Origin of the sequence: Pacificispira sp., assembly GCF_965228185.1 — a bacterium.
GTDB lineage: Bacteria > Pseudomonadota > Alphaproteobacteria > UBA8366 > Aestuariispiraceae > Pacificispira.
This window is the reverse complement of sequence record NZ_CBDDHE010000002.1, coordinates 611,326-636,498: the sequence shown is the minus strand read 5'-3', so window position 1 is coordinate 636,498 and position 25,173 is coordinate 611,326. Positions and strand designations below refer to the sequence as shown.

The window sequence follows — 25,173 nt, the reverse complement described above, 5'->3', positions numbered from 1 at the left end:
GATCGATTGACGGCATAGCATGCTTCGCTAATCGATGCGCGGCTCAGTGCTTTGGTGCGGGCCCTTCCGTGCCAGGGACGCAACCTCGGTCAGGGCGAGCTTCCAGGTGCCGAGATCGGCGGCGGAAAAGGCGATCCGCACGCCCGGCGGCGCGTTGCCCGGTGTCACCGCGAAGCTGTGCCCGGGTGCGACGGCAATGCCCAGACCGGCGCAGGCGGCGGCGAAGCTTTCGCCTCGCCAGGCGCCGGGCAGGGTCAGCCATCCATGAAGCGCATCGGGCGCGCCCCGGAAGTCCAGCTCCGCGAAGGCGGTCCGGGCCAGATCGTACATGGCCGCCGCATCCCGGCGTTTTGATGCCTCGACCGTCATCGGCACGTCTTCCTGCAGCCAATGCCGGGCCAGGGCGACCGCTAGAGAGGGCGCCATCCATCCCCCCGCACGCAGCGACCGGGCCAGCGCCTCCTGAAACCGCGTCGGCGCAACGATCATACCCAGCGCCAGACCGGGCATCAGGCGTTTGGACAGGCTGTCGATCTGAATGACATGATCCGGCACGAAGGCTGCGACCGGCGGGGCGGGCCTCAGGAAGCCATAGACCCGATCCTCGATCCCGGCCAGGTCGTGCCGAATCAGGATCGCCGCAATGTCTTGCCGCCTAGCCGTCGATTGCGTCAGGACCAGCGGGCTTTGATGGGTCGGCTGCAGATAGACACCCTGCAGCCCCTCCCGCGCTAGTCGGTCCAAGGCCGCCGGATCGATCCCTTCCGCATCCACTGGGACCGGCACCAGCTCAATCCCCAGCAGGCGTGCCGCCGCGATGGCGAAAGGATAGGTCAGCGCCTCGACGGCGATGCGGCCGCCGCGCGGGGCCAGGGCCGAAAAGGCGGCCGCGATGGCTTCCTTGCCGCTGCCTGCCAGAAGCAGATTGTCGGCTGTGACCTGAAAACCATCGACCGATGTCAGGCGGGCCAGCGCCGCCGCCGTCTCCGGGTCTGCATGGACGGAAGGCGGCAGGGTCGCGCGATCCGGCAATCCGGATTTGAAGAAGCGGGCGGTCGACTGGGCGATCGTATTCTTGGCGTCGGCCGACAGCCGGAAGACGATCTCCAGATCGACCCCCAGGCCCGGCGGTTCCTGCTGTGCGGGATCCAGCGGGGTGAAGCGGTTGGCGACATAGGTGCCCCGCCCGACCTCGCCGGAAACGAGCCCCCGCCGTCGCAACTCCTCATAAACGCGGCTCGCGGTCGATACCGCGATGCCCTGGTCATAGGCGAAGCGGCGCTGCGGCGGCAGGCGCGTTCCGACCGGCATGTCGCCGGACGCGATCCGGCGGGCGATGCCGTCGGCGATCCGGGCATAGGGTTTCGACAATTATTGCTCCGAGATCAATATACAGATTGCTCGGATCAATATTGCAGCCTCATATGCCTGAAATCAAGGAGGTGAGCTATGTCCGACCCCAATATCGTACGCCGGATGACCGCTTATATGGCTTGGGCCGACGATGTGATGCTGAAGAACGCCGAGGCCTTGCCGGATGCGGAACTGACGGCATCGCGCGACGCGCTGTTCGGATCAATCTCGGGGACTTTCGATCATATTCTGGTCGTCTGCGAAATCTTTCAGGCGCATCTGGAAGGGCGCACCCATCCCCATGCCGCCCGCCACCGGGACGCGGTTCTGCCCTTCGCGGAGGTCGCGGCGCGGCTGAGGGCGATAGACGGGTATTACGTCGCCTGCGCGGAACGTTGGGATGGCCGCGACCTGACGGAGGTTATCGATTTCGAGTTCGTCGGCGGCGGACGGGGCGCGATGTCGCGCGCCGACATCCTGCTGCATCTGACGAACCACGCCACCTATCACCGCGGCTTCATCAGCGCGTTGATGCACCCTCTGCGTCCCCGCATGGCGTCGAACGACCTGACGGTCTTCCTGCGGGACGCCTGGTCCGAAACCTCACACCGCGGCAAGGAGATCGAGACATGAGCATGATCGGATGGATCGGTTTGGGCGTGATGGGCTTCCCGATGGCGGGGCATCTGGCGAAGGCGGGACATACCGTCCGCGTCTATAACCGCACGGCCGCGCGCGGCGCGGATTGGGTCCGCGAGTTCGGGGGCAGCCAGGCCGCGACGCCTGAAGAAGCGGCGGCGGGTGCGGATATCGTGTTCAGCTGTGTCGGCAATGACGACGACCTGCGCGCCGTGACCCTGGGCCCGGATGGCGCCTTCGGGGCTATGGCGACGGGCGCCTACTATGTCGACTGCACGACCACTTCGGCCGATGTGGCGCGGGAACTGGCGGGAATCCTGGCGGCGCGCGGGATCGGCTATCTCGACGCGCCGGTGTCCGGCGGTCAGGCCGGTGCCGAGAACGGCAAGCTGACCGTCATGGTTGGCGGCGAGCAGGAAGTCTTCGACCGGATCGCCCCGGTCTTCGACGCCTTCGCCCGGAAGGTGACCCGCATTGGTGATGTCGGGGCCGGACAAACGGCGAAGATGGTCAACCAGCTTTGCATTGCCGGTGTGGTACAGGGCCTGTCCGAAGGCATGGCACTGGCCCAGGCCGCCGAACTCGACATCGCCGCGGTCATGGAGACGATTGCCGAAGGGGCGGCCGGATCCTGGCAGATGTCCAACCGCTGGAAGACCATGGCGGCAGGCGAATACGGTTTCGGCTTTGCCGTCGACTGGATGCGCAAGGATCTGGGCATCGCCTTGAAAGAGGTCGCCCGGCTGGGCGGCACCGCGCCGCTCGGCGCGTTGGTGGACCAGTTCTATGCCGATGTTCAACGGAACGGTGGCGGCAAATGGGACACGTCCAGCCTGCTGACCCGATTGCGCTGATCGGCACAGTGGATCTTGAGGCAGTTGCCGCTAACGCATGACGAAGGGGTTCGCCATCGGCATGTCCGACAGGCTTATCCAGGTTGTCTTGGTACGGGTGTAGTCCAGCACCGATTCCAGACCGGCTTCGCGACCATAGCCTGACTGATTGAAGCCGCCGAATGGGGCGATTGGCGAGATCGCGCGGTAGGTGTTGACCCAGCAGATGCCGGCCCGGATGCGTTTCGAAACCCGGTGTGCCCGGGCTATGTTGCGGGTGAACACGCCGGAGCCAAGTCCGAAGACGCTGTCATTCGCCAATGCGACGGCTTCCGCCTCGGTGTCGAAGGGCAGCAGCGACATCACCGGCCCGAACATCTCGACCGACAGTGTCGCGGTCCGCGCGTCCGGGCATTCCACCAGGGTGGGCAGAAAGTAGTTGCCGCCGCCCAGTCCGGCCGGCCGCCTTCCGCCGAACCGAATCCGGGCCCCCTGTTCGACCGACTGGGCGAGTGTCGCTTCGATTCGTTCGATCTGGGCCGGGGTACAGAGCGGTCCGACATGCGTCGCTGGCTGGAGCGGGTCACCGATGACGATGGTCTGTGCCTTCTCCTCGATCCTTGCGATCAACTCGTTCAGTATCGGACGATGGATCAGGCCCCGCGTTCCGGCCACGCAGGATTGCCCGGATGCCCCGAAATTCCCCGCGATCAGCCCATTGGCCGCCCCTTCCAGGTCAGCGTCGTCGAAAACCAGGATCGGCGATTTGCCGCCAAGCTCCAGCGTCGTGACGGCAAAATTGGCGGCGGAGTTGCGAATGACGTGGCGGGCGGTCTCCGGGCCGCCGGTGAAGGCGATACGGTCGATGTCGGGATGCGAGGTCAGCGGGACCGCACAATTCTCCGCATCGCCGCTCACGACCTGCACGACACCGGGCGGGAAACCTGCCTCCTCAATCAGACGGGCCAGTTCGAAGAGCGCCGCCGGCGCGATCTCCGATGCCTTCAGGATCACCGTGCATCCGGCAGCGAGGGCCGGGCCCAGCTTGGTCGCGGTCAGGAACATCTGGGCGTTCCACGGCACAATGGCGGCGACCACGCCGATCGGCTCGCGGCTGGTGTAGACATGCATGTCCGGCTTGTCGATCGGCAGCACCGCCCCTTCGATCTTATCCGCTAGTCCGGCATAGTAGCGATAGTAGTCGGCGACATAGCGGGTCTGTCCGATGGTTTCGGTAGCCAGCTTCCCGCTGTCGGTCGTTTCGATCCGGCCGATCCGCTCGGCATTGGCCTCGACCAGATCGGCCAGGCGGGCGATCAGTTTGCCGCGCTGGGTCGCGGTCATCGCCGGCCAGGCGCCGTCGGTCAGCGCGCGGGTCGCCGCCGCAACGGCACGGTCGATATCGGCCGGTGCCGCGCAGGCGAAACGCGCCCAGGTATCGCCGGTGGCGGGATTGACGGTCTCCATCACCTGACCGCTCGCGCCGTCGGTCCAGGTGCCGTCAATGTAGAGGCGGTAATCGGGCTGTTCGGTCATCCGCTCGCTCCCCCCTTACGCAAAGGCCGGCATGACGTCGTCGATGAAACGCGCCAGCGAGGCCCGTTTGCGTTCCGCGCTCATCCCGCTGTCGATCCAGAAGGAGAACTCGTCATAGCCCAGATCTTCGTACCGCTTTAGCCGGTCTGTTACCTCCTGAGCCGTGCCGATTGCCAGATTGGCGCGCATTTTGGCGGGTGCCATCATCTCGTTCGACGCGATCTCCTCTTCCGACAGGGTCTCGATCAATCCCTGGCGGACCGGTTTCTCGTTCTTGAACCAGGCGCCGAAATAGCAATAGAACCGACTGAATGCCTGGGCCGCTTCCTCGGCATCCGCCCGCGATCCCGCGACGTAGGCGTGCTGCAGCAACATGATCTTCGGCCGGTCATTGCGGCCATTACAGGCGCCGTTGAACTTGTCCATCAGGCTTTCGATCTCATCCATGCCCTGCCATAGCGGGGTGACTTGAACGTTGAAGCCGTTGTCGACGGCGAATTGGTGGCTGTTCGGATCCCGCGCGGCGACCCAGATCGGCGGGCCGTCCTTCTGCACCGGCTTCGGTGAGGCGGTGGTGCTTGGGAAGTTGTAGTAAATGCCTTCATGAGCACAGTCACCGGACCACAGCTGACGCAGCAGCGGTGCCGTCTCGCGCATGCGCTGACCGGCATCCCAGGCATCAAGGCCCGGGGACAGCCTTTCGTATTCGTAGGAATAGGCACCGCGCGCGATACCCAGCTCCAGCCGGCCGCCGGTGATCAGGTCCGCCATCGCCGCCTCGCCGGCGAGTTTGATCGGGTGCCAGAAAGGCGCGACGATCGTGCCGGTGCCCAGACGCACATTCTTCGTCCGATTGGCCAAATCGACCAGACTGATGAAGGGGTTGGGCGCGATGGTGAATTCCATGCCGTGATGCTCGCCGGTCCAGATGGCGTGCATGCCGCCTTCGTCGGCCATATGGCACAGATCCAGGAACTCCTGATAAAGAACTTCATGCGGCTGGTCGGGGGTGATCCGTTCCATATGGGCGAACAATGAGAACTTCATCGGAGTGCCTCCTGTGGAAATGCGTGGATGTCGCCGGTCGCCTCATCGCCGACATAAAGGCCGAAGCACCGGGTCTGTCGTTCCAGCGCATAGCGGCGCAGCATGACTGCATGGGCGGATGAGATGTGGCGCAATCCGGCGATATCCCGAGCCGGGACCCAGCGCCCCGCGGGATAAGGCGCCGGGCCGGTCAAGACCGCGCGGAAATAGGTGAAGGATTCGCCGCTGCCGCGATCGTCGAAGATCGAATAGACGGGCCCGACCTCCGCCTCGATTCCGGTTTCGGTGAGATACCGGCGGGTCGCCTCGCGGGCACCGACCCGGGAATCCAGGGCGATCTGCAACGGCCGGAAGCCATTCGGGGTTTCTTCCAGCAGAAGGTTGTCCCCGTGCTCCAGAATGGCCCCGGCGACGGCACGACGGCCGGGCGGCGGCGCGGCCTCCGCCCGGCGTTCCAGGCCCAGGCTGAAATAGCCGCCTGCGGCATACCCCAATCCGCGCGAACCGGCATGGTTGAAGGTGTCGATCCGGCCGATCAGGATCATGTGATCGCCTGCGTCGACCCGTTCGTGCGCGCTGCAGGAGAATTGGGCCGCGGCGCCATCGATCAGCGGACTGCCAACCGCGTCATCCTGCCAGGCAACTGCCGCGAAGCGGTCTCCCTTGAAACCGGCAAAGGTGTTCGAAACGGCTTCCTGTCCTTCCGACAGGACATTGACCGCGAAATGGCGGCAGGTCTCGAACACGGGGAAGCTGTTCAGACTCCGGCCCGGGCAGACCAGCAGCAAGGGCGGGTCCAGCGAGACGGAACTGAAAGAGTTGGCGGTGAAGCCGACCGGCGAGCCGTCGTCGGCACGGGCGGTGACGACCGTCACCCCGGTGGGAAAGGCGCCGAAGGCCCGACGCAGGGCGTGGCCGTCGAGCGCGCTCATGCCGCCCCCTTGGTGCCGCGGCATTCCTCGAAGAATTCTGCCAGCGCCGCGTTGACGGCCTCGCAATGGGTCATAGGAACCATATGCGCGGCCCCGTCGACGATCCGCAGTTGCCCATCCGGCACGAGCGCCGCCATGGCTTCGGACATCGCCGGGGTCGAATTGGGATCCTGTGCGCCGGTTAGGAACAGGGCCGGCACGCTCAGGCCACGCAATGCCGCCAGTGAAGGACCGTCATGCCGAGCGAAGGCCCCATAGGCGGCGGCATACCCCGCGCGGTCGACGGTGCTGAGCCAATCGCGGCAGGCGTCCGCCGCCGCCCGGTTGCGGCCATCGGGACAGTCGCCGAACCAACGGCGCAACGGTGCCTCGACCCCGTTGTCTTCGGATTTCGCCAGTGCCTCGGCCCGCGCCAGTACGGCCTGACGTGCCGCGTCTGGCCGTTGGAAGATCGCGTTCAATGCAACGACACCGCAGCACAGGTCGGGACGGCGGATCGCGAGGTCCAGCGCGATCATCGCGCCCATGGAATGACCGACGATAAGGGCGGGGACCCGGGCCGTCTCTGCAATGGCCTCCCCGATTCGGTCGGCAAAATCCCGGAGGTCCGGAGCAGGGCCGCCGATCGGCGCGCTGCCGCCATGGCCGGGCAGTTCCGGGGCAATCAGGTCGTGGCGGGCGGACAACCCCTCGATCTGGGACTGCCAAGCCTCCGCGCGCAGCCCGACCCCGTGGAGCAGGATCACCGGCATGCCGGTGCCCGCCCGAAGATAGGCAATGCCCTGCCGGGTCTCAGACCGAAGCGGGATTGTCGACGTCATGGCCCATCGCCTCCAGATCCTTGTAACGGTCGCCGATGCGGTGGTGCGGCCGCCCGCCGGTCGCGCCGCCCAGGACGACGACGATCTCGTCGCTGCGCGGGGCGTCAGGGATAGCGAACTGAACGGTCAGGTAGTGGGAGCGCCGCCCGGCATCGTTGATATCCATCAGCGGCACCGCGATCGGCGCATTTGCCGGGCCCCGCGTGTTGGTGAAGGCAAGATAGGACTTTGCGCCGACCGCCTGGCGGTAGTGGTTCCCGAAGCGCAGGGTATGGATCAGTCCGGATGCGTGTTCGATCTCACCGTCGAGCCCGGCCACCGCGGCCTTGCCATAGGCTTCGATGGCATCGGCACCGCCCGCCAACCGCGTGATCCGGTCGGTCAGCAACTCACCGATAACCGGTCCAAAGGCCTGAATCTCCGGCGTGAGGTCCTCAACATAGCGACCGGCCCAGGGATTCCTTACCACGGCGGCGACGGCGAACATGCGCCAGGGCTGCGAAGCCGGCTTGAAGCCCTCGATCCAGGTTTCCTCTTCGACGGCGACCAGTTTTCGAATTTCCGGTGTCATGCGGCGTTTCCATCCCGACCTTGGCCCGGCGAATCCCGGGGTTTCGCGGCTTCGCGCCGCTGATTTCGTTGCGACGGAGGATCGAGGGAACCCGTTCAATTGACAAACGAGGTATTTGTGGCCATTGCCATTAATGAATCTAATGGTGAGGTTGAGGCTATGGCGCGCGCACTTCCGCCCCTGACCTGGTTCCGCGCTTTTGAATGCGCGGCAAGGCATCTGAACTTCACGGCGGCTGCCGACGAATTGGGACTGACGCAATCGGCGGTCAGTCAGCATGTTCGGTCGCTGGAAATGCGGTTCGGGGTGCCGATGTTCCTGCGCAAGCCGCGCGGTCTGGCCTTGACGGATGCCGGCCGCCGTCTGCTGCCCTATGCGACCAAGGCGATCAGCAGTCTGACGGCTGCCACGGCGGTATTCGAACCGGTCCGGTCGGATGGCGTGCTGACTGTCGCGACCAGCCTCAGCTTCGCGCAATGGTATCTGGCCCCCCGCATGTCGGCCTTTCTCGACGCCCATCCGGGCGTCCAGATCAGAATCCGCAGCACCCTCTGGCCGGATGACTTTGTTCTGTCGGACGCCGACGTGGAGATCCGGTTCGGATCAAAGGAACTTGTCGGGGAGGGGGCCGCTCCCTTCCTGGAGGATCGTTTGATTCCGGTATGCGCGCCGAAACTGTCACCGGGTTCGCTAACTTGGGAGGAGGTGCGGGGATTACGGCTTATTCAGGCTGTCGGTACATCGGATTCCTGGCAGTCGTGGGCAGAACATAACGGATTGGATGCGCCGATTGAAATTGCGCAGCTTGTCGATTCCTACGGTCTGGCGGTCGATTTGGCGCGGTGCGGGGCCGGGGTCGCCCTGACAAGCGCAATTCTCGCGGCACCGTGTCTCGCAGATGGCAGCCTGGTGGTCGCGTTCGATCGGTCGGCACCTGCTCGGGACGGATATCATATGGCCGTCAGGAACCGTCGTTCAGACGCGACCCCCGAGTTATTCTCGCACTGGCTGTCCAACGAAGTGAAGACCTGCCTGAGCAAGATTCCGTCGTCGCTCATGTCTCATTAGTGGGCAGTTGTGGAGGGCGCTATTTCACAATCATTATGCCTTAACGCGATTGTGTTCAGGTCGGTCGACTGTAAATTTGCGCGCTCATCTGAGGAGCGTGATTTGTGAGCATACTTCGTTCGGTCGGTCCGGTCGTGGCGCAGGTGTCACCGCAAGAGGCCATTCGGGCCGGGTTCGGTGCATTCGTCGGCTTGTTTGTCACGGGATTGTTTGTCCTGTCGCCCCACGTCGATATGACCACGGGCCTGTATCTCGTCGCGCCGTTCGGTGCGACTTCCGTGCTTCTATTCGCCATTCCAAACAGTCCCTTGGCGCAGCCCTGGTCGGCCGTCATTGGCAACACGGCTGCGGCATTGGTGGGCGTAGCAACATGCATTCTGGTGCCGGACGCGACCCTTCGGATTCCGATCGCGGTCGGCGTGGCGATTGCGGTGACGATGCTGTGCAGGGCGGTCCATCCACCCGCCGGAGCGGTTGCCATGACCGCCGCGATGAGTCCCGATGCAGTAGCCCATCTTGGGTTTCTGTTTGCCCTTTTCCCGATCGCAACCGGTACGTTGGCGCTTGTCGGTATCGCGGCAATCTATGCCCGTTTGACGGGCCGACGGTATCCGTTTCGTCAATTCGAAGAACCGAACAAGCACGGCACAGCCTCACCTGAACCGTCAGAACGGTTAGGGCTAAGCGAAACCGAGCTTTCGGAAATTCTGGAGCGGTATCGGCAGTCATTCAATTTGGGGGTCGAGGATCTGGCCCGCCTTATCGGTGCCGCCGAATTACAGGCGGCCGCCCATGGAGTAGGCCCGCTTACGGCGAATGATTTCATGTCGAAGGACCTGATCACTGTAACACCGGAGACGACTCTCCCACGCGTTGCCGAACTGTTCAGAGAACATCGGTTCACATCTCTGCCGGTTGTAGGGCGTGAGGCGGCATTCCACGGTGTGATTTTCCAGATGCATCTTATCGATTGGGCCGGTCAGGATGCCCGGAATCGGGGCCTAAGCGGCGCCGTGGCACTGAAACGCCTATTTGGACGTGACACTCGGCGGTCAGTCCGTGCCGGCGATATCATGAAAACGACTGGTCCAAGGGCCTCTTCGGACACGCCGCTCGCCGCTCTCCTGCCAATGATGGCGAATGGTGACGTTGATGCGGTGCCGGTGCTTGAGGCCGGGCACATTGTCGGAATCGTCACACGAACGGATATTATCGCTGCTATGGCCCGACAACTCGTGCGCAAAAATACGGTAAGCTAAAAGCAGGTGGAAATGATCCATGCGTACAATCAGGCCAATGCGATAGGAAGCGACCTCACGGTTTGCTATTGATGGCGGCGGTGCCGAAACACCGCAATCTAACCCAGTATTGATAATTAGTCGCATTTAAGGCAGAGAAACGGCACACTTCCATGGTATGAACCGGACTGGCGTGCCGGGCGGAACTGCGAACGGGATAATGCCGGACGATCCCAAAATCCTTGCCCTGTATTTGGCGCATAGAGGCGAACTGGTGAGCTATGCCAACAAGCTGATCGGGGACATGGCCCATGCGGAGGACGCCGTGCAGGAGGCCTATCTGCGTTTCGAAAAGGCCTCCGGGGACCGCGTCCTGGAGGAACCGCTGGCCTATCTTTATCGTATCGTTCGAAATCTTTCCTTTGACCAAAGCCATCGCGCAGGTGTCGAACGCGGCCGCCAGATCGATAACTCGGCCGCCGTACTGCCGCATCTGAGGGACTGCCGGCCATCCCCCGAGAATGAAGCCGAAGCGCGGCAAGAACTGATGGCCTTGTCCCTGGCGATGGCCGACCTGCCGGAGGCGAACCGCAAGGCGCTTGAACTGCATCGCTTCGACGGCCTGACCGTGCGCCAGATCGCCGAAAGAATGGGTATTTCCGTCGGTTCCGCTCATGCACTTGTGGTGAATGCTCTCGACCATTGCCGCGAAAGGATGTTTCGCCGGTGAGAAAGACGAATTTCTTTGAACAAGGGGGACTTTCGCCTGTCTACAAATTAGAGGCGAGTCGCGACCGAAAGCGCGCCTGCGCCCTCGGCGGTCTTCGTCCGCAACGGCGATCTAAGTGAGGCAAGGGGATATTCCCGCGATGAACGAACCGAGCGAGCCTGTCAGTGCCAGCGAATGGTTGGTCGCCCTCACGGACAACCCGCAGGATTCCGACCTCAAAGCGCGTTTCGAGATCTGGCATGCATTGCGTTCGGAGAATGCGCGGGCCTGGGAAGAGACGACCCGGATGTACGCTCTCCTGGGGCGGACAAGAGATGCCGGTCTGACGGACCCCTTGCCGCTTGGCCGAAGCGCAGGTCGTCTCTCCGAGGAAGCAGGGCGCCGATCGGAACGATCTCGCGGTGGAAGAAGTTCGCGACGCCGGACCGTCCGTACCGGTCGGTTCGGGTTTGCCGCGGCCGCCCTTGCCGCTTGCGCCGCGTTGCTTTTCCTGGTGCTGGGCCCGATCACGCCTGCCGGCGATTATACGACACGGACGGCCGAGATCGGAACTTTCACCTTACCGGACGGCAGTACGCTCAAACTTGCGCCAAAGGGGGCGGTCGCCCTGCTGCCGGAAGGGCAGGGCCGCGGCATCCGCCTGCTGGAGGGAACGGCTTACCTCGACGTCAATCATGATCCGGACAATCCGTTCCGCGTCGTGACCGAGGATCTGGAGGTTACGGTCCTGGGGACCCGTTTCGAGGTCCGCTCTTGGGAAAAACTCTCTGAAGTGGCTGTGCGGGAAGGGGCGGTCGCGGTGACGGAGCGGTCCGGGTCGGGGCGTCACGATACGATCTTGAAGGCCGGCGACTGGTTGCGCATTTCCGGCGAAGGGACCCGTTCGGAACACGGCAAGATTCCGCCCGAACAGGTGGCGGACTGGCTGAGCGGCAAGATCATCGCCCGGGACCGTCCTGTTGGTGAGGTGGTCGACGAACTGCGGACCTACTATACCGGTGTGGTCGTTCTGCAGGGGGATGCGCTGGCGGCCCAACCTCTGACCGGTGTCTTCAATCTTGCCAACCCACAGGCGGCATTGCGGGCGGTTGCCTCTTCGCAAGGTGCGAAAGCCTACAGTTTGACCCCCTGGATGACCGTGATGATCGCCGACTAGAGCGGAATGCGTTCAGATGGAACCGCCTGAGACGCCGGCACGCCATTTTTCTTTCGAATTGTAGAACTTTTTTTGAACGCCGAGCGGGGTCCTCCTGTCCTGAAGTATAGAAGGTGCGAGTGCGTCGCAGTCGCATGATTTTTTGCCGCTGAACGGCGGTTGGGATGGGAGCAGTAAAATGGTTGATGAGTATCGTCCGGTTCGTCTGTCCGCGGTTGCCATGGCAATTTCTTTCGCGGCGGCGCTTGGCACCGGTGCCGTGGCGCCTGCGATGGCGCAGGATGAAGCAACCCTGTTGGCGCAGTCTGACGCGCGGCATAGCTTCGATATCGCTCCGCAGCCTTTGACGGACGCGATCGCGCTGTTCAGCGAACAGGCGAATATGCAGATATCCGCGCATGGCGATCTGGTGCGGGAAGTCCGGACAGGCGGCGTGTCGGGCACAATGACGGGCGCGGACGCGCTGCAGCGACTCCTGGCGGGTACCGGTCTCGTCTATCGCATCACGAATGACGGGGCGATCATCCATGCTCCGGGAACCGGTCAGGAAAGCAGCGGTCCGATGCGGCTCGGAACCATCGTCGTCGAAAGTGGCGGGATGCAGGACGAGCACGCGCTCGCCGCGGATCGTGCCTCGTCGATCGGCGTGTCGGCCGCGGATTTGGAACGCCGCCGGCCGCGAGACCTGCGGGATGTCTTCAAAGGCGAATCCGCCGTTTCGGTCGGCAACTCCATCCCCAGCAGCCAGAAACTCTATGTGCGTGGCGTCGAGGAAACCAACCTGGCCGTCAGCATCGACGGCGTCCGTCAGAACAACAAGGTGTTCCACCACAACGGCACGACCCTGATCGATCCCAGCCTTCTGAAGCAGGCGCGGGTCGATCCCGGCGTGGCACCGGCCGATGCCGGTCCCGCCGCGATGGGCGGCTCGGTCGTATACGAGACCGTCGATGTCGGGGACGTATTGAGCCCGGACCGGAATGTCGGCGGCTTCACGACCCTGTCTTTCGACACCGATAGCGAAACCTTTACCAATGGCTATTCCGCCTATGGCCGCCACGAAGGGTTCGAGGGGCTGGGCTTCTTCAAATTCGCCAAAGGGGACGAGGTCACGGACGGGAACGGAGAGTTCGTCAACGGGTCGGAAAGCGATGTGCTGAGCGGCTTGGCGAAGCTCGGATATGAATCGGACGAAGGCCATCGTTTCGAGGTTTTCGGAGAACGGGTCCGCGACAGCGCCAAGCGTCCGTTCCGCGCCAATATCGGCCGCCTCACCACCGGAACCAACCCGGTGACGCGGCAATACACCACCAACCGGGAAAACTATGGCGCTCAGTTCAGCATGCCGCATGCAGACGGCCTGTTCGATCCCGAAATCGTCGTCGGATACAGCGGCACCGAGCTGAAAGTGCCGGTTCCCTTCGGCAGTATCGGCGAGACGACCAGCCTCTCCGCCAAGGTCCAGAACGATTTCAACCTGTCCGAAGGCAACACGATAACCGTCGGCACGGATTTCTATGACGACAAGGCGCGTTACTACGATCCGGGCGTCGACATGCACGAAAGCTCCACCAATGCCGGTGTCTATGGCCAGGCTCGTCTGACACCGATGGAAGATTTCCGTGTGTCCTTCGGTCTGCGCGGCGACTACCAGATTTTCGAAGGCGTCGACGGCAGCGACCTGGAACAATCCGGCACCAGCGGTAACGTGTCGGCGGCCTATGACATTCTCGATCACGTGACGGTCAAGGCCGGGTATTCGCGGGTTTGGGGCGGTGTCGCCCTGTCCGAGAATTTTATCATGAACCAGAACTGGGACTACACCGATGGGATCGAGCCGGTGACGTCCAAGAACTATACCAGCGGTTTGGAATTCAACTACGAAGGCTTCTCGGCGGGGGCCGGAATCTTCCGCAGTGATTTCAAGAATGTCCGCGATCCCAGTTTCAACGGCGGACCCGGCGTCGTGACCGACTTCCGCACGCAGGGTTACGATCTGTCGCTCGGCTACGACTGGGGGGCCGGGTTCGCGCGGGCCACCTATACGGACAGCCGAATCAAGGTCGAGGGCAATTACGCGGATTCTTTCACGACGAACTATCTGGGCATGCCGCTCGGCAAGATCATTGCGTTGGAAGTCGCGCATCGCTTCGACGGTCTCGGATTGACCCTCGGCGGGACGATGGATGCGGCGTTGACCAACCGGGATACCGAACTCGCGGGCAGTGAAAAGCAGAACTCCTACAAGGTCTTCAGCAGCTACGCCGAATACGAGCCCGAGGACCTCGACTTCCTGACCCTGCGCGTTGAGGCGAACAACATTCTCGACGAGGTCTATTCGGACCGTGCCACCTATGGCCAGGAATTCTCGACGGTGGAGCCGTTGCGGGAACAGGGCCGGTCCTTCCTGCTTTGGGCCCGGGCGGAGTTCTGAGGATGATGGGGAGCGCGTTGCTTCGCGTCACAGGCGCCCTCTTGCTGGCGGGGATCTGTCTCTCCCCGCCGGCAGCGGCCGAGCCGATCCAAGTCACCGATCTGGCGGGACGGGTCGTCGAGATCGATCAACCGATCGAACGGTTCGTCCTCAGCGAGGGGCGCTATGTTTCCGTGCTGGCGCTGCTGCGGCCGGAAAACCCGGTGGAAGGTCTCGTCGGGATGATGTCGCCGCTTTGGTGGACCCAGCCGGACCTCGAACGGCAACTCTTCGAGAAATTCCCCGAGGCCCGAGATATCCCTCTATTCGCATCCAAGTCCGAACACAGCGTTTCGGTCGAGAAGATCATCGACTTGAAGCCGCAGCTCGCGATCCTCGGTTTGAGCGATCACGGCCCCAATGCACGCAGCGCCGAACTGATCGCGCAAGTCGAAGCCGCCGGGGTGAAGATCGTGTTCATCGACTTCCGCCTGGACCCCCTCAACAATACGATCCCATCCATCGAACTTCTGGGCAAGTTGCTGGGGGCGGAAGAACAGGCCGCGCGCTACATCGAATTCTACCGGCAGCGTCTCGCGGCCATCGAGGCGCGTATCCCGGAGATCACCCATCGGCCGACCGTGTTCCTTCAGGTCCATCCGGGACGTCGGGACTGTTGCTGGGCCATGGCTGAGGGCATGCTTGGTCCGTTCCTGACCTTTGTCGGCGGCCGAAACATTGCCGACGAACTGGCGCCGGGGCCGACATCCCAGCATACGGAAGAGTATCTTCTGACCGAGAATCCCGATGTCTGGATCGGCACGGCCTCCGGTACGGTGGAGGAATTTCAGGAAGGGCAGAATGTGGTCGCCCTGGGGGTCGGGATGACGCGCGAAACGGCGCAGCAAAGTCTGGCCCGATACCTGTCTGCGCCGGCCTTCCAGGCCATGGGTGCAGTCCAGAACGGGCGGGCCCATGTGGTCTGGCACAATTTCTACAACTCGCCCTTCAACATCGTCGCGGTCGAAGCCTTTGCCGCCTGGGTTCAGCCGGAACTGTTCGGGGATCTCGACCCGGATGAGACGATGCGGACGATTTTTCGGGAATTTCTGCCCTTCGATCTGAACGGTACCTACACGGCGTCAATTCCGAATGAGTGAGCAATCCGTTCTGCTTTATGACCGGTTCGGCCGCATTGTTCGCCGCCGGCGGCTCTGCCTCGCCGGTCTGGCCCTGGCGTTGCTGTGCAGCCTATGCCTCGACCTGATGGCCGGCCCCGCGGATCTGGGCCTATCGGATATCGTGTCGGGTTTGTTCCGGCCGGACGAAATGGACATGCGGCATCGGATCATTCTGTGGGATGTGCGGCTGCCGGATGCGCTGATTGCGTTGGCCGTCGGGGGCTGCCTCGGTCTTGCCGGGATCGAAAGCCAGACCATCCTCGACAATCCTCTCGCCAGCCCGTTCACCCTCGGCGTTTCGTCGGCGGCGGTCTTTGGTGCCAGTGTCGCGATTGTCAGCGCGCCGGCCCTGGCCTTCCTGCCGGTTGGGGTGGCGGTTCCCGGGATGGCCTTGGTTTTCGCGCTCGGATCGGGGGCTTTGATCCTGATGGTCGTCCGGATTTCGGGCGGCGCGCGCGAGACCGTGGTGTTGTTCGGCATTGCGCTGGTGTTTCTCTGGACGGCGACGACATCGGGCCTTCACATGGTCGCCGATGTCGATGCGATCCAGGAGATCGTCTTCTGGTCCATCGGCAATTTGACCAAGGCGGGATGGAACGAGGTGGCGATCGTATTCGCCGTCTTCACGCTGGTTCTGCCGTTCAGCCTGCGTCAGGTCTGGGTGATGACCCTGCTGCGCGGCGGCGAGGCGCAGGCCCGCAGCATGGGCATCGACATATCGCGGTTGCGCGTTTGGGTGATCTTCAGGACATCCGTCCTGGCGGCCTTCGCCGTGTGCTTTGTCGGTACGATCAGCTTCGTCGGTCTTGTCGGGCCGCATGTCGCGCGCCTGATCTTCGGCGAAGATCATCGGGCACTGGTGCCCGGCGCGGCCCTGTGCAGCGCCCTGATCCTTTCCCTGGCGTCGTTTCTGTCAAAGACCCTGATTCCCGGCGCGGTCATACCGGTGGGCGTTCTGACCGCCGTTGTCGGCGTTCCAGTTCTGTTGAGCCTGCTTGCCGGGCGCAGGAGGCCGCGATGATCCGGCTGGGCGTATCGGGTCTTTCCGCGTCCTATGGACGGACGCGTGTTCTGCACGACGTGGCTCTGCCGGATCTGCACGACGGGCAGTTGCTAGGACTGCTGGGACCGAATGCATCGGGCAAGTCGACCGCGATGCATTGCCTGGCCCGGCAGATGAAGGCCGATGGTGAGATCCGGATCGACGGCGACCTGGTGTCGGACATTCCACATGCCACGTGGCTGCGTAAGGTCGCGATCGTTCCGCAATCGCCGCCGGCGCCGACGTCGCTGACACCGACCGAGTTGCTGTGGAGCGCCGTGCGGGCCCTCGATCTCGCACTCTCTGACCGAAGCCTTGCAGCCCGAATTCAGGATATCTTTGCCGAGCTTGGGCTCTCCGAGCTCGCCTTTGCACCGCTGCATACTCTCTCGGGCGGAAAGCGCCAGTTGGTCGGCATCGCGCTGGCTCTTGTTCGCGACCCCCAGATCGTCCTGCTCGACGAACCGACCTCCGCATTGGATCTCTATTGGCGTTTGACGGTTCTCGATCTCGTCCGGTCCAGGTTGGCGAGACAGGGGGGCGCGGCGGTCATTGCGTTGCACGACATGGATCTGGCGGCACGCTACTGCGACCAGGTCGCGCTGCTTAGCAACGGGCGTATCGTCGCGGCCGGTCTGCCTGCCGAGGTCATGACACCGGATAACCTCGCGTCCGTCTACGGCGTGGAAGCGAAGACCCGCATGGGGGAGGACGGTCGGGTAACGATCAATGTGCTCCGGCCCATTAGGGTCTCGTGAACCCATTAGGCGACGTCAAATGCGCGCGGCGTGTCGATGGTCTTCGGGCACCTACGCCGCGTCCCTGACGCAGGGTCTTGAAGCGAGCCAACAGATTCCGCCCCTGGCTAGCCGCCGTAATAGGGCGGTAGGTGTGCTGGATTCAGATTGTGGGCTGACAAGTGAATTTGATAATGCCCGGCCGAAGCAGGAAAGCTCTATCCAATCCCTCTTCTTCTGATCGGTTCAGGATGAACCAGTAAATGCAGAGTTCATGAGGTTCGACGAAGTCCTGAGTAAGACAGAACCAAGTTTGTCCTGAACCGGGCAGGCGGCAAGGCATCCCGACGTGCTAGCCATCCTGGGGCGATGGTGTTGCAAGCTTCGTATGCAGTGCACCGGATGCCAGACATTCGAAGGCAGCGATGGCCTTTGGCAATGTCGAATGGGCATCATCGCTGGAGGCCACCCAAAGGGCCGCGTTCAAAGCCATACCATTCAACAGGCGCGCGAGACCTTCGATATCGACAGACTTGATCTGGCCCTGGGCCACAAGCTCGTTCAGAGTAGAAATCGTTGCTTGCAAACATTGGTTCTGACTAGGCCAACGGGACGGATCTCCAAGCACTGCCGGGCCGTCCAGTAGCACGATCCGCTGAACCTCGGGCTCCAGCGCCATCTTGATATAGGCCGCACCCTCCGCCAAAAGGCCGCTCCAACCTCCGCCTGCTTTCCGTCCTGCTTCCTGTGCTTTGGTCGCCATTGCCGTATCGATCTGATCTACAACGGCGGCCAGCAGGCCCGTCTTATCTCCAAAATTGTGATACAGCGCTCCTCGTGTGAGGCCCGCATTTGCCGTCAATTCATCCATTGACGCTGCATGATATCCATTCTCTGCAAATGCTTTTCGGGCAGCGGAGATAAGTCTCTTGCGAGTCTCTTCCATTTTTTCTGCCCGGGACTTTCCAGACACCATACTCACGCCTCCATATACGCCTCGTATGTGAGTTTACATACGAGGCGTATGTGAATAAATAGACATACGAACCGTATGTAATTCGGATAATGCATCCTCTCAAGACGCGAGAACCTCAAATGCCAGCTCAGAATGAAGCCATCTTCCCCGCAAACCGTCATGCCCTATACGAACAGCATCGTTATTCCGCAGCGATCAGATCCGGCGACCTCGTTTTTGTCTCAGGCCAGGTGGGAAGCCGCGATGACGGCTCGCCGGAACCGGATTTCAAGAAACAGGTCGCTCTTGCCTTCGACAACATGAAGGCCGTCTTGCAAGCCGCAGGCTGCACCACCGACCACATCGTTGACGTAACAACCTTTCACACCGACCCGGAAAGTCAGTTTGGTGACGTCATGGAAGTACGGAACACCATGTTCAACACAGCCCCTTATCCAAACTGGACGGCCGTCGGCGTAAATTGGCTGGCCGGTTTCGATTTCGAAATCAAAGTCATAGCACGGGCACCGGCAGCGTAGCGGAGAACAGGCGCTCCCGCCTCCATCGGCAGGTGGGTCACATAGTGTTACGATTGAGAGGTATCGAGACACGCAAGTCTCTGCGAAAGAACGCGCCGCTTAGCTCGCGGGGGAAAGTTGGAACCGGATCGGGACACGCACGGTCGTCTTGACGGGGAATCCCGCTTTGCGGCCGGGTTCGAAGATCCAGCCCAGAACCGCGTCCCGCGCGGCATTGTCGAGGGTGCGGCGGCCGGCGCTTTCGGCGATCTCCACGGAGACGACGCGGCCGGTGGCATCGACCAGAACCAGAAGCACGACGCGACCCTCCCATCCCTTGATGCGTGCGGAATAGGGATAGCGGGGCGGCGGATTGTTCGCGCTGCCAAGCATCCATCCCGGTTCGGCGCTTTCGCCGGCCCCCGCCGCTTCGCCGGTGCTTCCCCCGGAATTGGCCGGTCCATCGATCCTGCGTTCCAAGCCCGCGCCTGGTTCATCCGATGACGCCGACATCGCATTGGATAAGGGCTGTGCGGTCATGTTGGGCTCCGGGGTGGGTTCCAAATGCGGTGAGGGGGCGGGAACGGCCGGCTTCTCGGGCGACAGGCCATGTCCCGCTCGAACGGCATCCGCGTCCAATGGCCGTGCCGGCATCGGCGGTTTCGCGGCGGGGCGGAAGACCGGGCGCGGTGCGGGCGCGGTGTCGGCCAGCGGCATATCCGGGGCGGCATCTGTCGCGGACGGTGCGTCAGGCTCGACAGGATGCGGGGTTGCGGTCGGTTGAGCAGGTACGGGTTCGGTCGGCGCTTGGACCGGATCAGGGTCCGGAACGACTGAATGTGCGGGCCCCGAAGGTTCTTGCGCGGCGGTGCTTTCGGGGTTCTCAATCCCGTCCATCGAACCGGAGCCAGCCCCGCCGCCTTCGAATGCCACTTCGAAACCGATTTCCGGTGGCTCCGGCGGCAGCGGGTCGACGCGAAGGACCGTCAACGCCGCTGCGAGCCCGACATGCATGAGCAGCGCCGCCGTGACGAACCGCGCCATCCGGGGCGGCTCCGGGACCTGCGCATCGGTATCCCGCGCACCGGCGTCGAAGGCCGCACGCATGCCGTTCCGGGACACCAGGGTCAGGGCGGGGCGCGCCGCTCTCCCCAACTCCTCCGGCCATTGGACAGCTTCGCTCATCTTGGCCCCGCCCGTCGGTGCCAGGGCAGCACGATTTCGGTCAGTTCGTCCGGATCGGCCGGGACAACGCCGTAGGTCTCCGCCAGGTGATCCCGTGACAGGACCGCAGTCGGAGTGCCTTCCGCCCGGATCCGGCCGCCCTGCATCAGGATCAGCCGGTGGCAGAACCGGTGCGCGAGGGCGAGATCGTGCAGCACGACGACGACGGCACGGCCCTGATCCACGGCCTGATCGCGCAGCATCTCCAGCACGTGCAGTTGATGGTAGGGGTCCAGCCCGGCAATGGGTTCATCGGCGAACAGGATCGGCGCACCGACCGCAAGCGCCCGCGCGAAATGAACCCGCGCCCGTTCCCCGCCGGACAGGGCCGTTACCGGACGATCCGCGAAGGCTTCGATGTCTGCCGCCTGCATGGCATGGCGCAGGGCCGTGGAGTCTTCCGGTCCCGGACGGCGCCAGGGTTCCAGATGCGGATGCCGGCCGAGGGCGACGAACCGGTCGACGCGGATCGGCCAGGCTTCCGCTCCGCTCTGCGGCATATAGGCCAGGGATCGGCCCAAATCGCGGCGATCCCAGGCCGATAGGTCGCGGTCCAGTATGCGGACCGACCCGTCCTCCAAAGGCTGCAAGCCCATTGCGGCGCGCAGCAAGGTCGTCTTGCCCGCCCCGTTCGGCCCGATCAGCCCGACCAATTCCCCCATGAGGATATCGGCATTTATCTCCGACAGCACGGTTCGGGTGCCCCGGCGAACTGTCGCGCTTCGGATCGTGATCGCACCGTCGGTCATTGCCCGCGCCTCCGCACTTCCATCAGCAGAAGCAGGAAGAACGGCGCGCCGATCAGGGCCGTGACGACCCCCAGCTTCAATTCCTGACCGGGGGACAGGTAGCGCACCAGAACATCGGCGTAGAGGACAAGAGCCGCGCCCCCAAGCGCGCTGGCCGGCAGCAGACGGCTGGGCATGTAGCCGACGAGTGGGCGCAGCAGATGCGGGATGACAAGGCCGACGAAGCCGATAATGCCGGAGACGGAAACGGCCGCCCCGACGCTCAGTCCAACACCGAAGACGATGCGCCAGCGCAGCCGGGTCAGGTTCACCCCCATGCTGCGCGCCGCGTCCTCGCCCACGGTCAGGGCATCCAGTGCGCGCCCGGTGCCCGCCAGCAGAACCCACCCCACCACCGTCATCGGCAGCGCCAGCCAGACATGTTCGAAACTGCGGTTGGCGAGCGACCCCATCAGCCAGGTAATGACTTCCAATGTGGCGTAGGGGGACGGCGCAAGGTTGAGCGCAAGCTGGGTCAGGGCGCCGGCGAAGGCCGTCACCGCGACCCCGGCCAGAATTACGGTCAGGACACTGGGATCGCGTCCGACCAGAAGCAACAGCACACCAAGCCCCGCCATGGCACCGATCACGCCACCGGCCGGCAGGGCGAACTGCGACAGACTGCCCAGCCCGAAATAGAAGGCGATCACGGCGCCCAGGGCCGCCGCCGCGCTGGCGCCGATCAGCCCGGGCTCCGCCAGCGGATTGCGCAGCCAGCCCTGCAGGGCGGCACCGGAAAGGCCCAGCGTACCGCCGACGATGGCGCCGAGAACGATGCGCGGCAGGCGGACCTCCGTCAGGATGGCGAGGGCTGTTTCCCTGTCCTCCGACAGAAGCGTCAGGAAGCCCGCGAGGGCGGTGGCGGAGATGCGATCCGCGACGAGCCCCAGCCCGGCGGCGATCAGCCCGGCCAGTGCCAATCCTGCCAGCAGCAAGGGGAAGGGGATCTCCCGCGACCGGCCGGCTGCTATGCGCGTTTCGCCGATCATGACGTTCCGCCCGGCATTCCCAAACGTCGGTCGATCAGTCCTTCAACGATGTCCAGCGCGGCCGGAATGCCGCAGGCCCATTGCCGGGTCGGCACAGTCTCGATGCGGGGCATGCGATGACGCAGGGCGGGATGTTCGGTTACGTCGCGGGCCAGAGACGCGGCGTCTTCACGATACACCCCGACGACCAGCAGGTCGGGCTTCAACTGCAGCACCGCCTCCACCGGGACGGCGCCCCAGCCCGTGATGCCATAATCCGCAGCCGCGTTTTGGTACCCGGCAAGATCCAGCAACGCGCCGGCGAAGGTATCGCGGCCCAAGGTGAACCCGCCGGCTCGGTAGATCAGGGCACGCGGCCGCTCCAGCCCCTCGACCCGGGCCGCCAGGGCCGCGATACGCCGATCCATCTGCCGGATCAGCGCCTCGCCGCGTTCTTGGGTGCCAAGCGCCGTCGCGACGGCACGAATGTTGGCCCGGACATCGTCGAAAGTCTCCGCCGGTGACAGGTCCAATACCGGCACGTTCCGGCGCTGCAGAACCTGGACCGTGAATCGCGTCGTATAGATCCCGGCGACCACCAGATCCGGGCGCAGCGGGAGGACTTCCTCCGTCTGGCCGTGATTGAGCATGAGACCCGCCGTCCGTTCCGCCAACAGGGAGTCTTCCGGACGTGCCGCCAGATAGGAGACGGAAACGACCTGCCCCGGGTCGGCCAGGAGCAGCACCAGTTGGTCGGTGCAGAGGTTCATCGACACGACGCGCTTCGGCACGCCTTCAGCCTGCACGGGGACGGCGACGAGCAACAACAGGAAGGCGGCCAGGCGGAGAGCATGGCCCATGATCTAGCCCCGAAATCCCTTGCCGGTGCGGTCGGCCTCGTCCAGTTCCCGGCCGAGATAGGTGCGGCCGATCGCTTCCCAGGTCGCGAGCCGCGTCCAGTCCGGCTCGTCCGCCAGCCCGTCGGTATCGGTCAGGAACGGGTTGGGGAAGAAGATCGTGATCAGCTGCTCGTCGTGACCGTTGAAGAGGCGAAGGCCCCAGGTCAGCGCGCAGCCCTGCTTGTCGAAGCTGCGATAGATTTCCGCGCGGCTGGTGCGGCGGCGGTTCTTCAGTGCCTCCGGCGTCGGGTTCTTCGGCGATCCCTTGTTCTCACCGATGCACAGATGGAAATGCGTGCCCCCGAAATGAACAGTCAGATAACCGTCGAACAGCGTCACCGATTTCGGGGCGCAGGGGCAGCGGAACTCGAAAGCCCCCCCTTCGATGATCGGGCCGAAGACGATGCTCCGCCAGTGGTTCTCGAAAATGTCCTTCAGCAGGGTATGGAGATAATCCTCCTCCGTCGGCAAGACCCAGATTTCGGTCTCCCGGCCGGTTTCATTGACATCCCGTTTGCTGGCGACGGCTACACTCATGCTTCATTCCTCATATTGACTGCAAAACGGCGACGGGGCGGAAAAGGGCCCGCCCCGTCTCCGTTTCAGAATTTCCAGTTCATGCCGGCATAACCGGCGATGCCCGGCGTGCCGAAGGTCAGAACTTCTTCGTACCGTTCGTTCAGCAGGTTCTCGCCGCGGGCATAGAGCTCCAGCCCGTCGATCACCTCATAGCTGCCCTTCAGATTGACCAGCGTGAACGAGCTCATGTCGACGACCGTGCGGTTGAAGGCCGCGTCGAACTCGAAATCCGTGAAGCTGCCGTTGAAGTCGACCCCGAGATTGAGGTTCGCCCGGTCGTCCAGGAATCGGTAGTTCACGTTGAGGCTGGCGAGGTTGGTCGGCCGGCGGACCTGTTCGGTCCCGTCGGACGTTTCCGCGTGGGTCCAGGTATAGCTGGCGCCGATATCGAGCTGATCGGTCAAGGCTAGATCGCCCGAAATCTCGACACCCCGTGCTTCGGACACGCCTTCCAGATTGCGTGACGTATTGCCGGAACCGGTGATCAGGTTTTCCACGTCGCTGCGGAAGAAGGTCACATCGACCCGGGCCTTTTCCTGCCAGAATCGCTGCTCCACCCCGACATCCCAACTGGTCGCGGTTTCAGGCTTCAGGTTGGGGTTGCCGACGAAGTTGTTCGTGAAGCCGAACAGTTCCGTGAGCGTCGGATTCTTGACGCCGGTACCGTGACTGGCATGGAACCGGGTTCCCCAGGAATCGACCAGATAGGCCGCCGAAAGGCGATGGGTCTGTTCATTCTCGAACCGGTCATTGTAGTCCTGACGCAGGCTGGCTGACAGGAACAGGGACTCGAATAGACCCAGATTGTATTCCCCGGCGAAGGCATTGTTGGTTGTGTCGATCTTGCCCTGTCCCAGGAAGCTCGCCTTCATCGTGTCCTTTTCGGATTCCGCCAGCAGCGTGAAGTCGTGTTCCGCCTGGGCGAGCGACGGCGTGTCGAAGGATACCGTCGTCTGGTAGGCGTATTTGCGTTTGCTGCCGTCGGCAAAGCTGGACAGCGCCCCATTGGTTCGGCTGTCATCCTTGTCGCTGGAATAGGCCGCGTCGAACCGGTGGGTCCAGGCGCCGTCGAAGGGATCGACCGACAGGCCGATCCGGCCATAGCGCTGATTGGTCGTCGTATCCGAAGCCTGGTCCACGGCACCGATTCCGCCGGTGAACCCGTCGGTTTCGAAATACGCCTTCGTCGCGCGGATTGTGGTATCCAGGGTCAGCCAATCCAGTGGCTGGACGTCGGCGTTCAGCGACAAAGTATCGTTCCGGTAGCCATCCTTTTCGGGATTGCCGCGGTCCTCGGCGGCATTGGAAATCCCTTCGGTCCGGAACCGGTTCGCGGTACCTGAGATGCTGAAACGCTCCCCGCCGTAACGCAGGGAAACGCCGGCCTCGCCGGTCTGGAAGCTGCCGCCTTCTGCGGACACCTCACCGCCAAACCCGTCACGCCCCCGCTTGGTGGTGATGCTGATCACGCCGCCGATGGCGTCACTGCCGAACAGGGCGGACTGCGCACCGCGCAGGATCTCGATCCTTTCGATGTCGGCGGTCATTAGGCGCGAGAAATCGTATTCCGATCCGGCGCTTTGATCGTTGATCTCGATCCCGTCGACGATGACCAGCGTATGATTCGATTCCGCCCCGCGGATCCGGACTGCGGTTTGGGCGCCCGGCGAACCGGTCCGGTTTACGGCCAGCCCCGGCACGTCCCGCAAGACGTCCGAAACGAATTTCTGCCCGCCACGCTCCAAATCTTCGGCGGTGATCACCGTGACCGAACTGCCGACACGTTCCGCCGGCAGGGCGATCCGGCTGGCGGAGACGATGGTGTCCGGTGCCGTCACGACGGTACCCGTGTCCTGTTCCTGCGCCGCGGCAGCTCCGGCAAGTCCCAAAAGGGCTGTCATTGTGAACGCCCCCACCCAATACTGTGCCCGTATCCTGGGCGTGG

Annotated in this window: 24 protein-coding genes; 11 read left to right on the top strand and 13 right to left on the bottom strand. The window is 63.4% G+C overall.

Annotated features, from left to right (window positions below; genetic code table 11):
- Positions 1–27 precede the first annotated feature (27 nt).
- Positions 28–1,371 (bottom strand): PLP-dependent aminotransferase family protein, encoded by a 1,344-nt coding sequence (locus ACO06O_RS02940; protein ID WP_421876106.1) that lies wholly within the window; start codon positions 1,369–1,371, stop codon positions 28–30.
- 78 nt (positions 1,372–1,449) lie between these two features.
- On the opposite strand from ACO06O_RS02940, the gene ACO06O_RS02935 reads away from it, so the two are divergent.
- Together ACO06O_RS02935 and ACO06O_RS02930 are read left to right on the top strand one after the other, a co-directional pair.
- Positions 1,450–1,986, top strand: a complete 537-nt coding sequence (locus ACO06O_RS02935; protein WP_421876104.1) for a DinB family protein — start codon at positions 1,450–1,452, stop codon at positions 1,984–1,986.
- Positions 1,983–2,846, top strand: a complete 864-nt coding sequence (locus ACO06O_RS02930) for an NAD(P)-dependent oxidoreductase (protein WP_421876102.1) — start codon at positions 1,983–1,985, stop codon at positions 2,844–2,846. The genes ACO06O_RS02935 and ACO06O_RS02930 overlap by 4 nt, the downstream gene beginning before the upstream one ends.
- Before the next feature lie 30 nt (positions 2,847–2,876).
- Here ACO06O_RS02930 and ACO06O_RS02925 read toward each other — a convergent pair whose 3' ends face one another.
- From ACO06O_RS02925 to ACO06O_RS02905, 5 genes are read right to left on the bottom strand one after another with little or no spacing between them, the layout of a single operon-like run.
- A complete protein-coding gene (locus ACO06O_RS02925; protein WP_421876100.1) occupies positions 2,877–4,361 on the bottom strand; it encodes an aldehyde dehydrogenase in 1,485 nt (494 codons plus the stop codon).
- 15 nt (positions 4,362–4,376) lie between these two features.
- Positions 4,377–5,408: an LLM class flavin-dependent oxidoreductase gene (locus ACO06O_RS02920; RefSeq protein ID WP_421876098.1), complete on the bottom strand. Its 1,032-nt coding sequence runs from the start codon at positions 5,406–5,408 to the stop codon at positions 4,377–4,379.
- Positions 5,405–6,340 (bottom strand): flavin reductase family protein, encoded by a 936-nt coding sequence (locus ACO06O_RS02915; protein ID WP_421876096.1) that lies wholly within the window; start codon positions 6,338–6,340, stop codon positions 5,405–5,407. Before ACO06O_RS02915 ends, ACO06O_RS02920 begins: the two co-directional genes overlap by 4 nt.
- A complete protein-coding gene (locus ACO06O_RS02910) occupies positions 6,337–7,161 on the bottom strand; it encodes an alpha/beta fold hydrolase (protein ID WP_421876094.1) in 825 nt (274 codons plus the stop codon). Before ACO06O_RS02910 ends, ACO06O_RS02915 begins: the two co-directional genes overlap by 4 nt.
- The gene (locus ACO06O_RS02905) at positions 7,133–7,732 is read right to left on the bottom strand and encodes an amino acid synthesis family protein (protein ID WP_421876092.1); all 600 of its coding nucleotides are present in this window, start codon (positions 7,730–7,732) and stop codon (positions 7,133–7,135) included. Before ACO06O_RS02905 ends, ACO06O_RS02910 begins: the two co-directional genes overlap by 29 nt.
- Before the next feature lie 159 nt (positions 7,733–7,891).
- Between ACO06O_RS02905 and ACO06O_RS02900 the strand changes: the two genes are divergently transcribed.
- The 8 genes from ACO06O_RS02900 (at position 7,892) to ACO06O_RS02865 (ending at position 17,318) form a co-directional block, all read left to right on the top strand.
- Positions 7,892–8,800 carry a LysR substrate-binding domain-containing protein gene (locus ACO06O_RS02900; RefSeq protein ID WP_421876090.1) on the top strand — a complete coding sequence of 303 codons (909 nt, stop codon included), beginning with the start codon at positions 7,892–7,894 and terminating at the stop codon, positions 8,798–8,800.
- 104 nt (positions 8,801–8,904) lie between these two features.
- Positions 8,905–10,059, top strand: a complete 1,155-nt coding sequence (locus ACO06O_RS02895) for an HPP family protein (RefSeq protein ID WP_421876088.1) — start codon at positions 8,905–8,907, stop codon at positions 10,057–10,059.
- A gap of 199 nt (positions 10,060–10,258) precedes the next feature.
- Complete coding sequence (locus ACO06O_RS02890; protein WP_421876086.1) at positions 10,259–10,768, top strand: RNA polymerase sigma factor; 510 nt, start codon at positions 10,259–10,261, stop codon at positions 10,766–10,768.
- Between the two features lie 139 nt (positions 10,769–10,907).
- Complete coding sequence (locus ACO06O_RS02885; protein WP_421876084.1) at positions 10,908–11,924, top strand: FecR family protein; 1,017 nt, start codon at positions 10,908–10,910, stop codon at positions 11,922–11,924.
- Positions 11,925–12,102: 178 nt separating this feature from the next.
- Positions 12,103–14,358, top strand: a complete 2,256-nt coding sequence (locus ACO06O_RS02880; RefSeq protein WP_421876082.1) for a TonB-dependent receptor domain-containing protein — start codon at positions 12,103–12,105, stop codon at positions 14,356–14,358.
- Between the two features lie 17 nt (positions 14,359–14,375).
- Positions 14,376–15,497, top strand: a complete 1,122-nt coding sequence (locus ACO06O_RS02875; RefSeq protein WP_421876079.1) for an ABC transporter substrate-binding protein — start codon at positions 14,376–14,378, stop codon at positions 15,495–15,497.
- Positions 15,490–16,539: a FecCD family ABC transporter permease gene (locus ACO06O_RS02870; RefSeq protein ID WP_421876077.1), complete on the top strand. Its 1,050-nt coding sequence runs from the start codon at positions 15,490–15,492 to the stop codon at positions 16,537–16,539. Before ACO06O_RS02875 ends, ACO06O_RS02870 begins: the two co-directional genes overlap by 8 nt.
- The gene (locus tag ACO06O_RS02865) at positions 16,536–17,318 is read left to right on the top strand and encodes an ABC transporter ATP-binding protein (protein ID WP_421876075.1); all 783 of its coding nucleotides are present in this window, start codon (positions 16,536–16,538) and stop codon (positions 17,316–17,318) included. The genes ACO06O_RS02870 and ACO06O_RS02865 overlap by 4 nt, the downstream gene beginning before the upstream one ends.
- 331 nt (positions 17,319–17,649) lie before the next feature.
- Here ACO06O_RS02865 and ACO06O_RS02860 read toward each other — a convergent pair whose 3' ends face one another.
- Positions 17,650–18,273, bottom strand: coding sequence for a TetR/AcrR family transcriptional regulator (locus ACO06O_RS02860; RefSeq protein ID WP_421876073.1), 624 nt, complete (start codon positions 18,271–18,273; stop codon positions 17,650–17,652).
- Between the two features lie 119 nt (positions 18,274–18,392).
- Between ACO06O_RS02860 and ACO06O_RS02855 the strand changes: the two genes are divergently transcribed.
- Positions 18,393–18,791 carry a RidA family protein gene (locus ACO06O_RS02855; protein ID WP_421876071.1) on the top strand — a complete coding sequence of 133 codons (399 nt, stop codon included), beginning with the start codon at positions 18,393–18,395 and terminating at the stop codon, positions 18,789–18,791.
- A 99-nt stretch (positions 18,792–18,890) separates the two neighbouring features.
- On the opposite strand, the gene ACO06O_RS02850 is transcribed toward ACO06O_RS02855, so the two are convergent.
- The 6 genes from ACO06O_RS02850 to ACO06O_RS02825 all read right to left on the bottom strand — a co-directional run bounded on the left by ACO06O_RS02850 (position 18,891) and on the right by ACO06O_RS02825 (position 25,129).
- Positions 18,891–19,955, bottom strand: a complete 1,065-nt coding sequence (locus ACO06O_RS02850; protein WP_421876069.1) for a TonB family protein — start codon at positions 19,953–19,955, stop codon at positions 18,891–18,893.
- Positions 19,952–20,743 carry an ABC transporter ATP-binding protein gene (locus ACO06O_RS02845; protein ID WP_421876067.1) on the bottom strand — a complete coding sequence of 264 codons (792 nt, stop codon included), beginning with the start codon at positions 20,741–20,743 and terminating at the stop codon, positions 19,952–19,954. Before ACO06O_RS02845 ends, ACO06O_RS02850 begins: the two co-directional genes overlap by 4 nt.
- Positions 20,740–21,771, bottom strand: coding sequence for a FecCD family ABC transporter permease (locus ACO06O_RS02840; protein ID WP_421876065.1), 1,032 nt, complete (start codon positions 21,769–21,771; stop codon positions 20,740–20,742). Before ACO06O_RS02840 ends, ACO06O_RS02845 begins: the two co-directional genes overlap by 4 nt.
- Positions 21,768–22,610, bottom strand: a complete 843-nt coding sequence (locus ACO06O_RS02835; protein ID WP_421876063.1) for an ABC transporter substrate-binding protein — start codon at positions 22,608–22,610, stop codon at positions 21,768–21,770. The genes ACO06O_RS02840 and ACO06O_RS02835 overlap by 4 nt, the downstream gene beginning before the upstream one ends.
- Before the next feature lie 3 nt (positions 22,611–22,613).
- Positions 22,614–23,186, bottom strand: coding sequence for a DUF7676 family protein (locus ACO06O_RS02830; protein ID WP_421876061.1), 573 nt, complete (start codon positions 23,184–23,186; stop codon positions 22,614–22,616).
- A gap of 65 nt (positions 23,187–23,251) precedes the next feature.
- A complete protein-coding gene (locus ACO06O_RS02825) occupies positions 23,252–25,129 on the bottom strand; it encodes a TonB-dependent receptor plug domain-containing protein (RefSeq protein ID WP_421876059.1) in 1,878 nt (625 codons plus the stop codon).
- Positions 25,130–25,173: the final 44 nt, after the last annotated feature.

Excerpts from the sequence above, each read along its gene's own strand:
- ACO06O_RS02935 (WP_421876104.1), top strand. The coding sequence starts at position 1,450 with ATGTCCGACCCCAATATCGTACGCCGGATGACCGCTTATATGGCTTGG.
- ACO06O_RS02920 (WP_421876098.1), bottom strand. The coding sequence starts at position 5,408 with ATGAAGTTCTCATTGTTCGCCCATATGGAACGGATCACCCCCGACCAG.
- ACO06O_RS02915 (WP_421876096.1), bottom strand. The coding sequence starts at position 6,340 with ATGAGCGCGCTCGACGGCCACGCCCTGCGTCGGGCCTTCGGCGCCTTT.
- ACO06O_RS02850 (WP_421876069.1), bottom strand. The coding sequence starts at position 19,955 with ATGAGCGAAGCTGTCCAATGGCCGGAGGAGTTGGGGAGAGCGGCGCGC.
- ACO06O_RS02860 (WP_421876073.1), bottom strand. The coding sequence starts at position 18,273 with ATGGTGTCTGGAAAGTCCCGGGCAGAAAAAATGGAAGAGACTCGCAAG.
- ACO06O_RS02840 (WP_421876065.1), bottom strand. The coding sequence starts at position 21,771 with ATGATCGGCGAAACGCGCATAGCAGCCGGCCGGTCGCGGGAGATCCCC.
- ACO06O_RS02865 (WP_421876075.1), top strand. The coding sequence starts at position 16,536 with ATGATCCGGCTGGGCGTATCGGGTCTTTCCGCGTCCTATGGACGGACG.
- ACO06O_RS02855 (WP_421876071.1), top strand. The coding sequence starts at position 18,393 with ATGCCAGCTCAGAATGAAGCCATCTTCCCCGCAAACCGTCATGCCCTA.
- ACO06O_RS02910 (WP_421876094.1), bottom strand. The coding sequence starts at position 7,161 with ATGACGTCGACAATCCCGCTTCGGTCTGAGACCCGGCAGGGCATTGCC.
- ACO06O_RS02885 (WP_421876084.1), top strand. The coding sequence starts at position 10,908 with ATGAACGAACCGAGCGAGCCTGTCAGTGCCAGCGAATGGTTGGTCGCC.
- ACO06O_RS02845 (WP_421876067.1), bottom strand. The coding sequence starts at position 20,743 with ATGACCGACGGTGCGATCACGATCCGAAGCGCGACAGTTCGCCGGGGC.
- ACO06O_RS02905 (WP_421876092.1), bottom strand. The coding sequence starts at position 7,732 with ATGACACCGGAAATTCGAAAACTGGTCGCCGTCGAAGAGGAAACCTGG.
- ACO06O_RS02870 (WP_421876077.1), top strand. The coding sequence starts at position 15,490 with ATGAGTGAGCAATCCGTTCTGCTTTATGACCGGTTCGGCCGCATTGTT.
- ACO06O_RS02925 (WP_421876100.1), bottom strand. The coding sequence starts at position 4,361 with ATGACCGAACAGCCCGATTACCGCCTCTACATTGACGGCACCTGGACC.
- ACO06O_RS02825 (WP_421876059.1), bottom strand. The coding sequence starts at position 25,129 with ATGACAGCCCTTTTGGGACTTGCCGGAGCTGCCGCGGCGCAGGAACAG.
- ACO06O_RS02835 (WP_421876063.1), bottom strand. The coding sequence starts at position 22,610 with ATGGGCCATGCTCTCCGCCTGGCCGCCTTCCTGTTGTTGCTCGTCGCC.
- ACO06O_RS02880 (WP_421876082.1), top strand. The coding sequence starts at position 12,103 with ATGGTTGATGAGTATCGTCCGGTTCGTCTGTCCGCGGTTGCCATGGCA.
- ACO06O_RS02830 (WP_421876061.1), bottom strand. The coding sequence starts at position 23,186 with ATGAGTGTAGCCGTCGCCAGCAAACGGGATGTCAATGAAACCGGCCGG.
- ACO06O_RS02900 (WP_421876090.1), top strand. The coding sequence starts at position 7,892 with ATGGCGCGCGCACTTCCGCCCCTGACCTGGTTCCGCGCTTTTGAATGC.
- ACO06O_RS02930 (WP_421876102.1), top strand. The coding sequence starts at position 1,983 with ATGAGCATGATCGGATGGATCGGTTTGGGCGTGATGGGCTTCCCGATG.
- ACO06O_RS02890 (WP_421876086.1), top strand. The coding sequence starts at position 10,259 with ATGCCGGACGATCCCAAAATCCTTGCCCTGTATTTGGCGCATAGAGGC.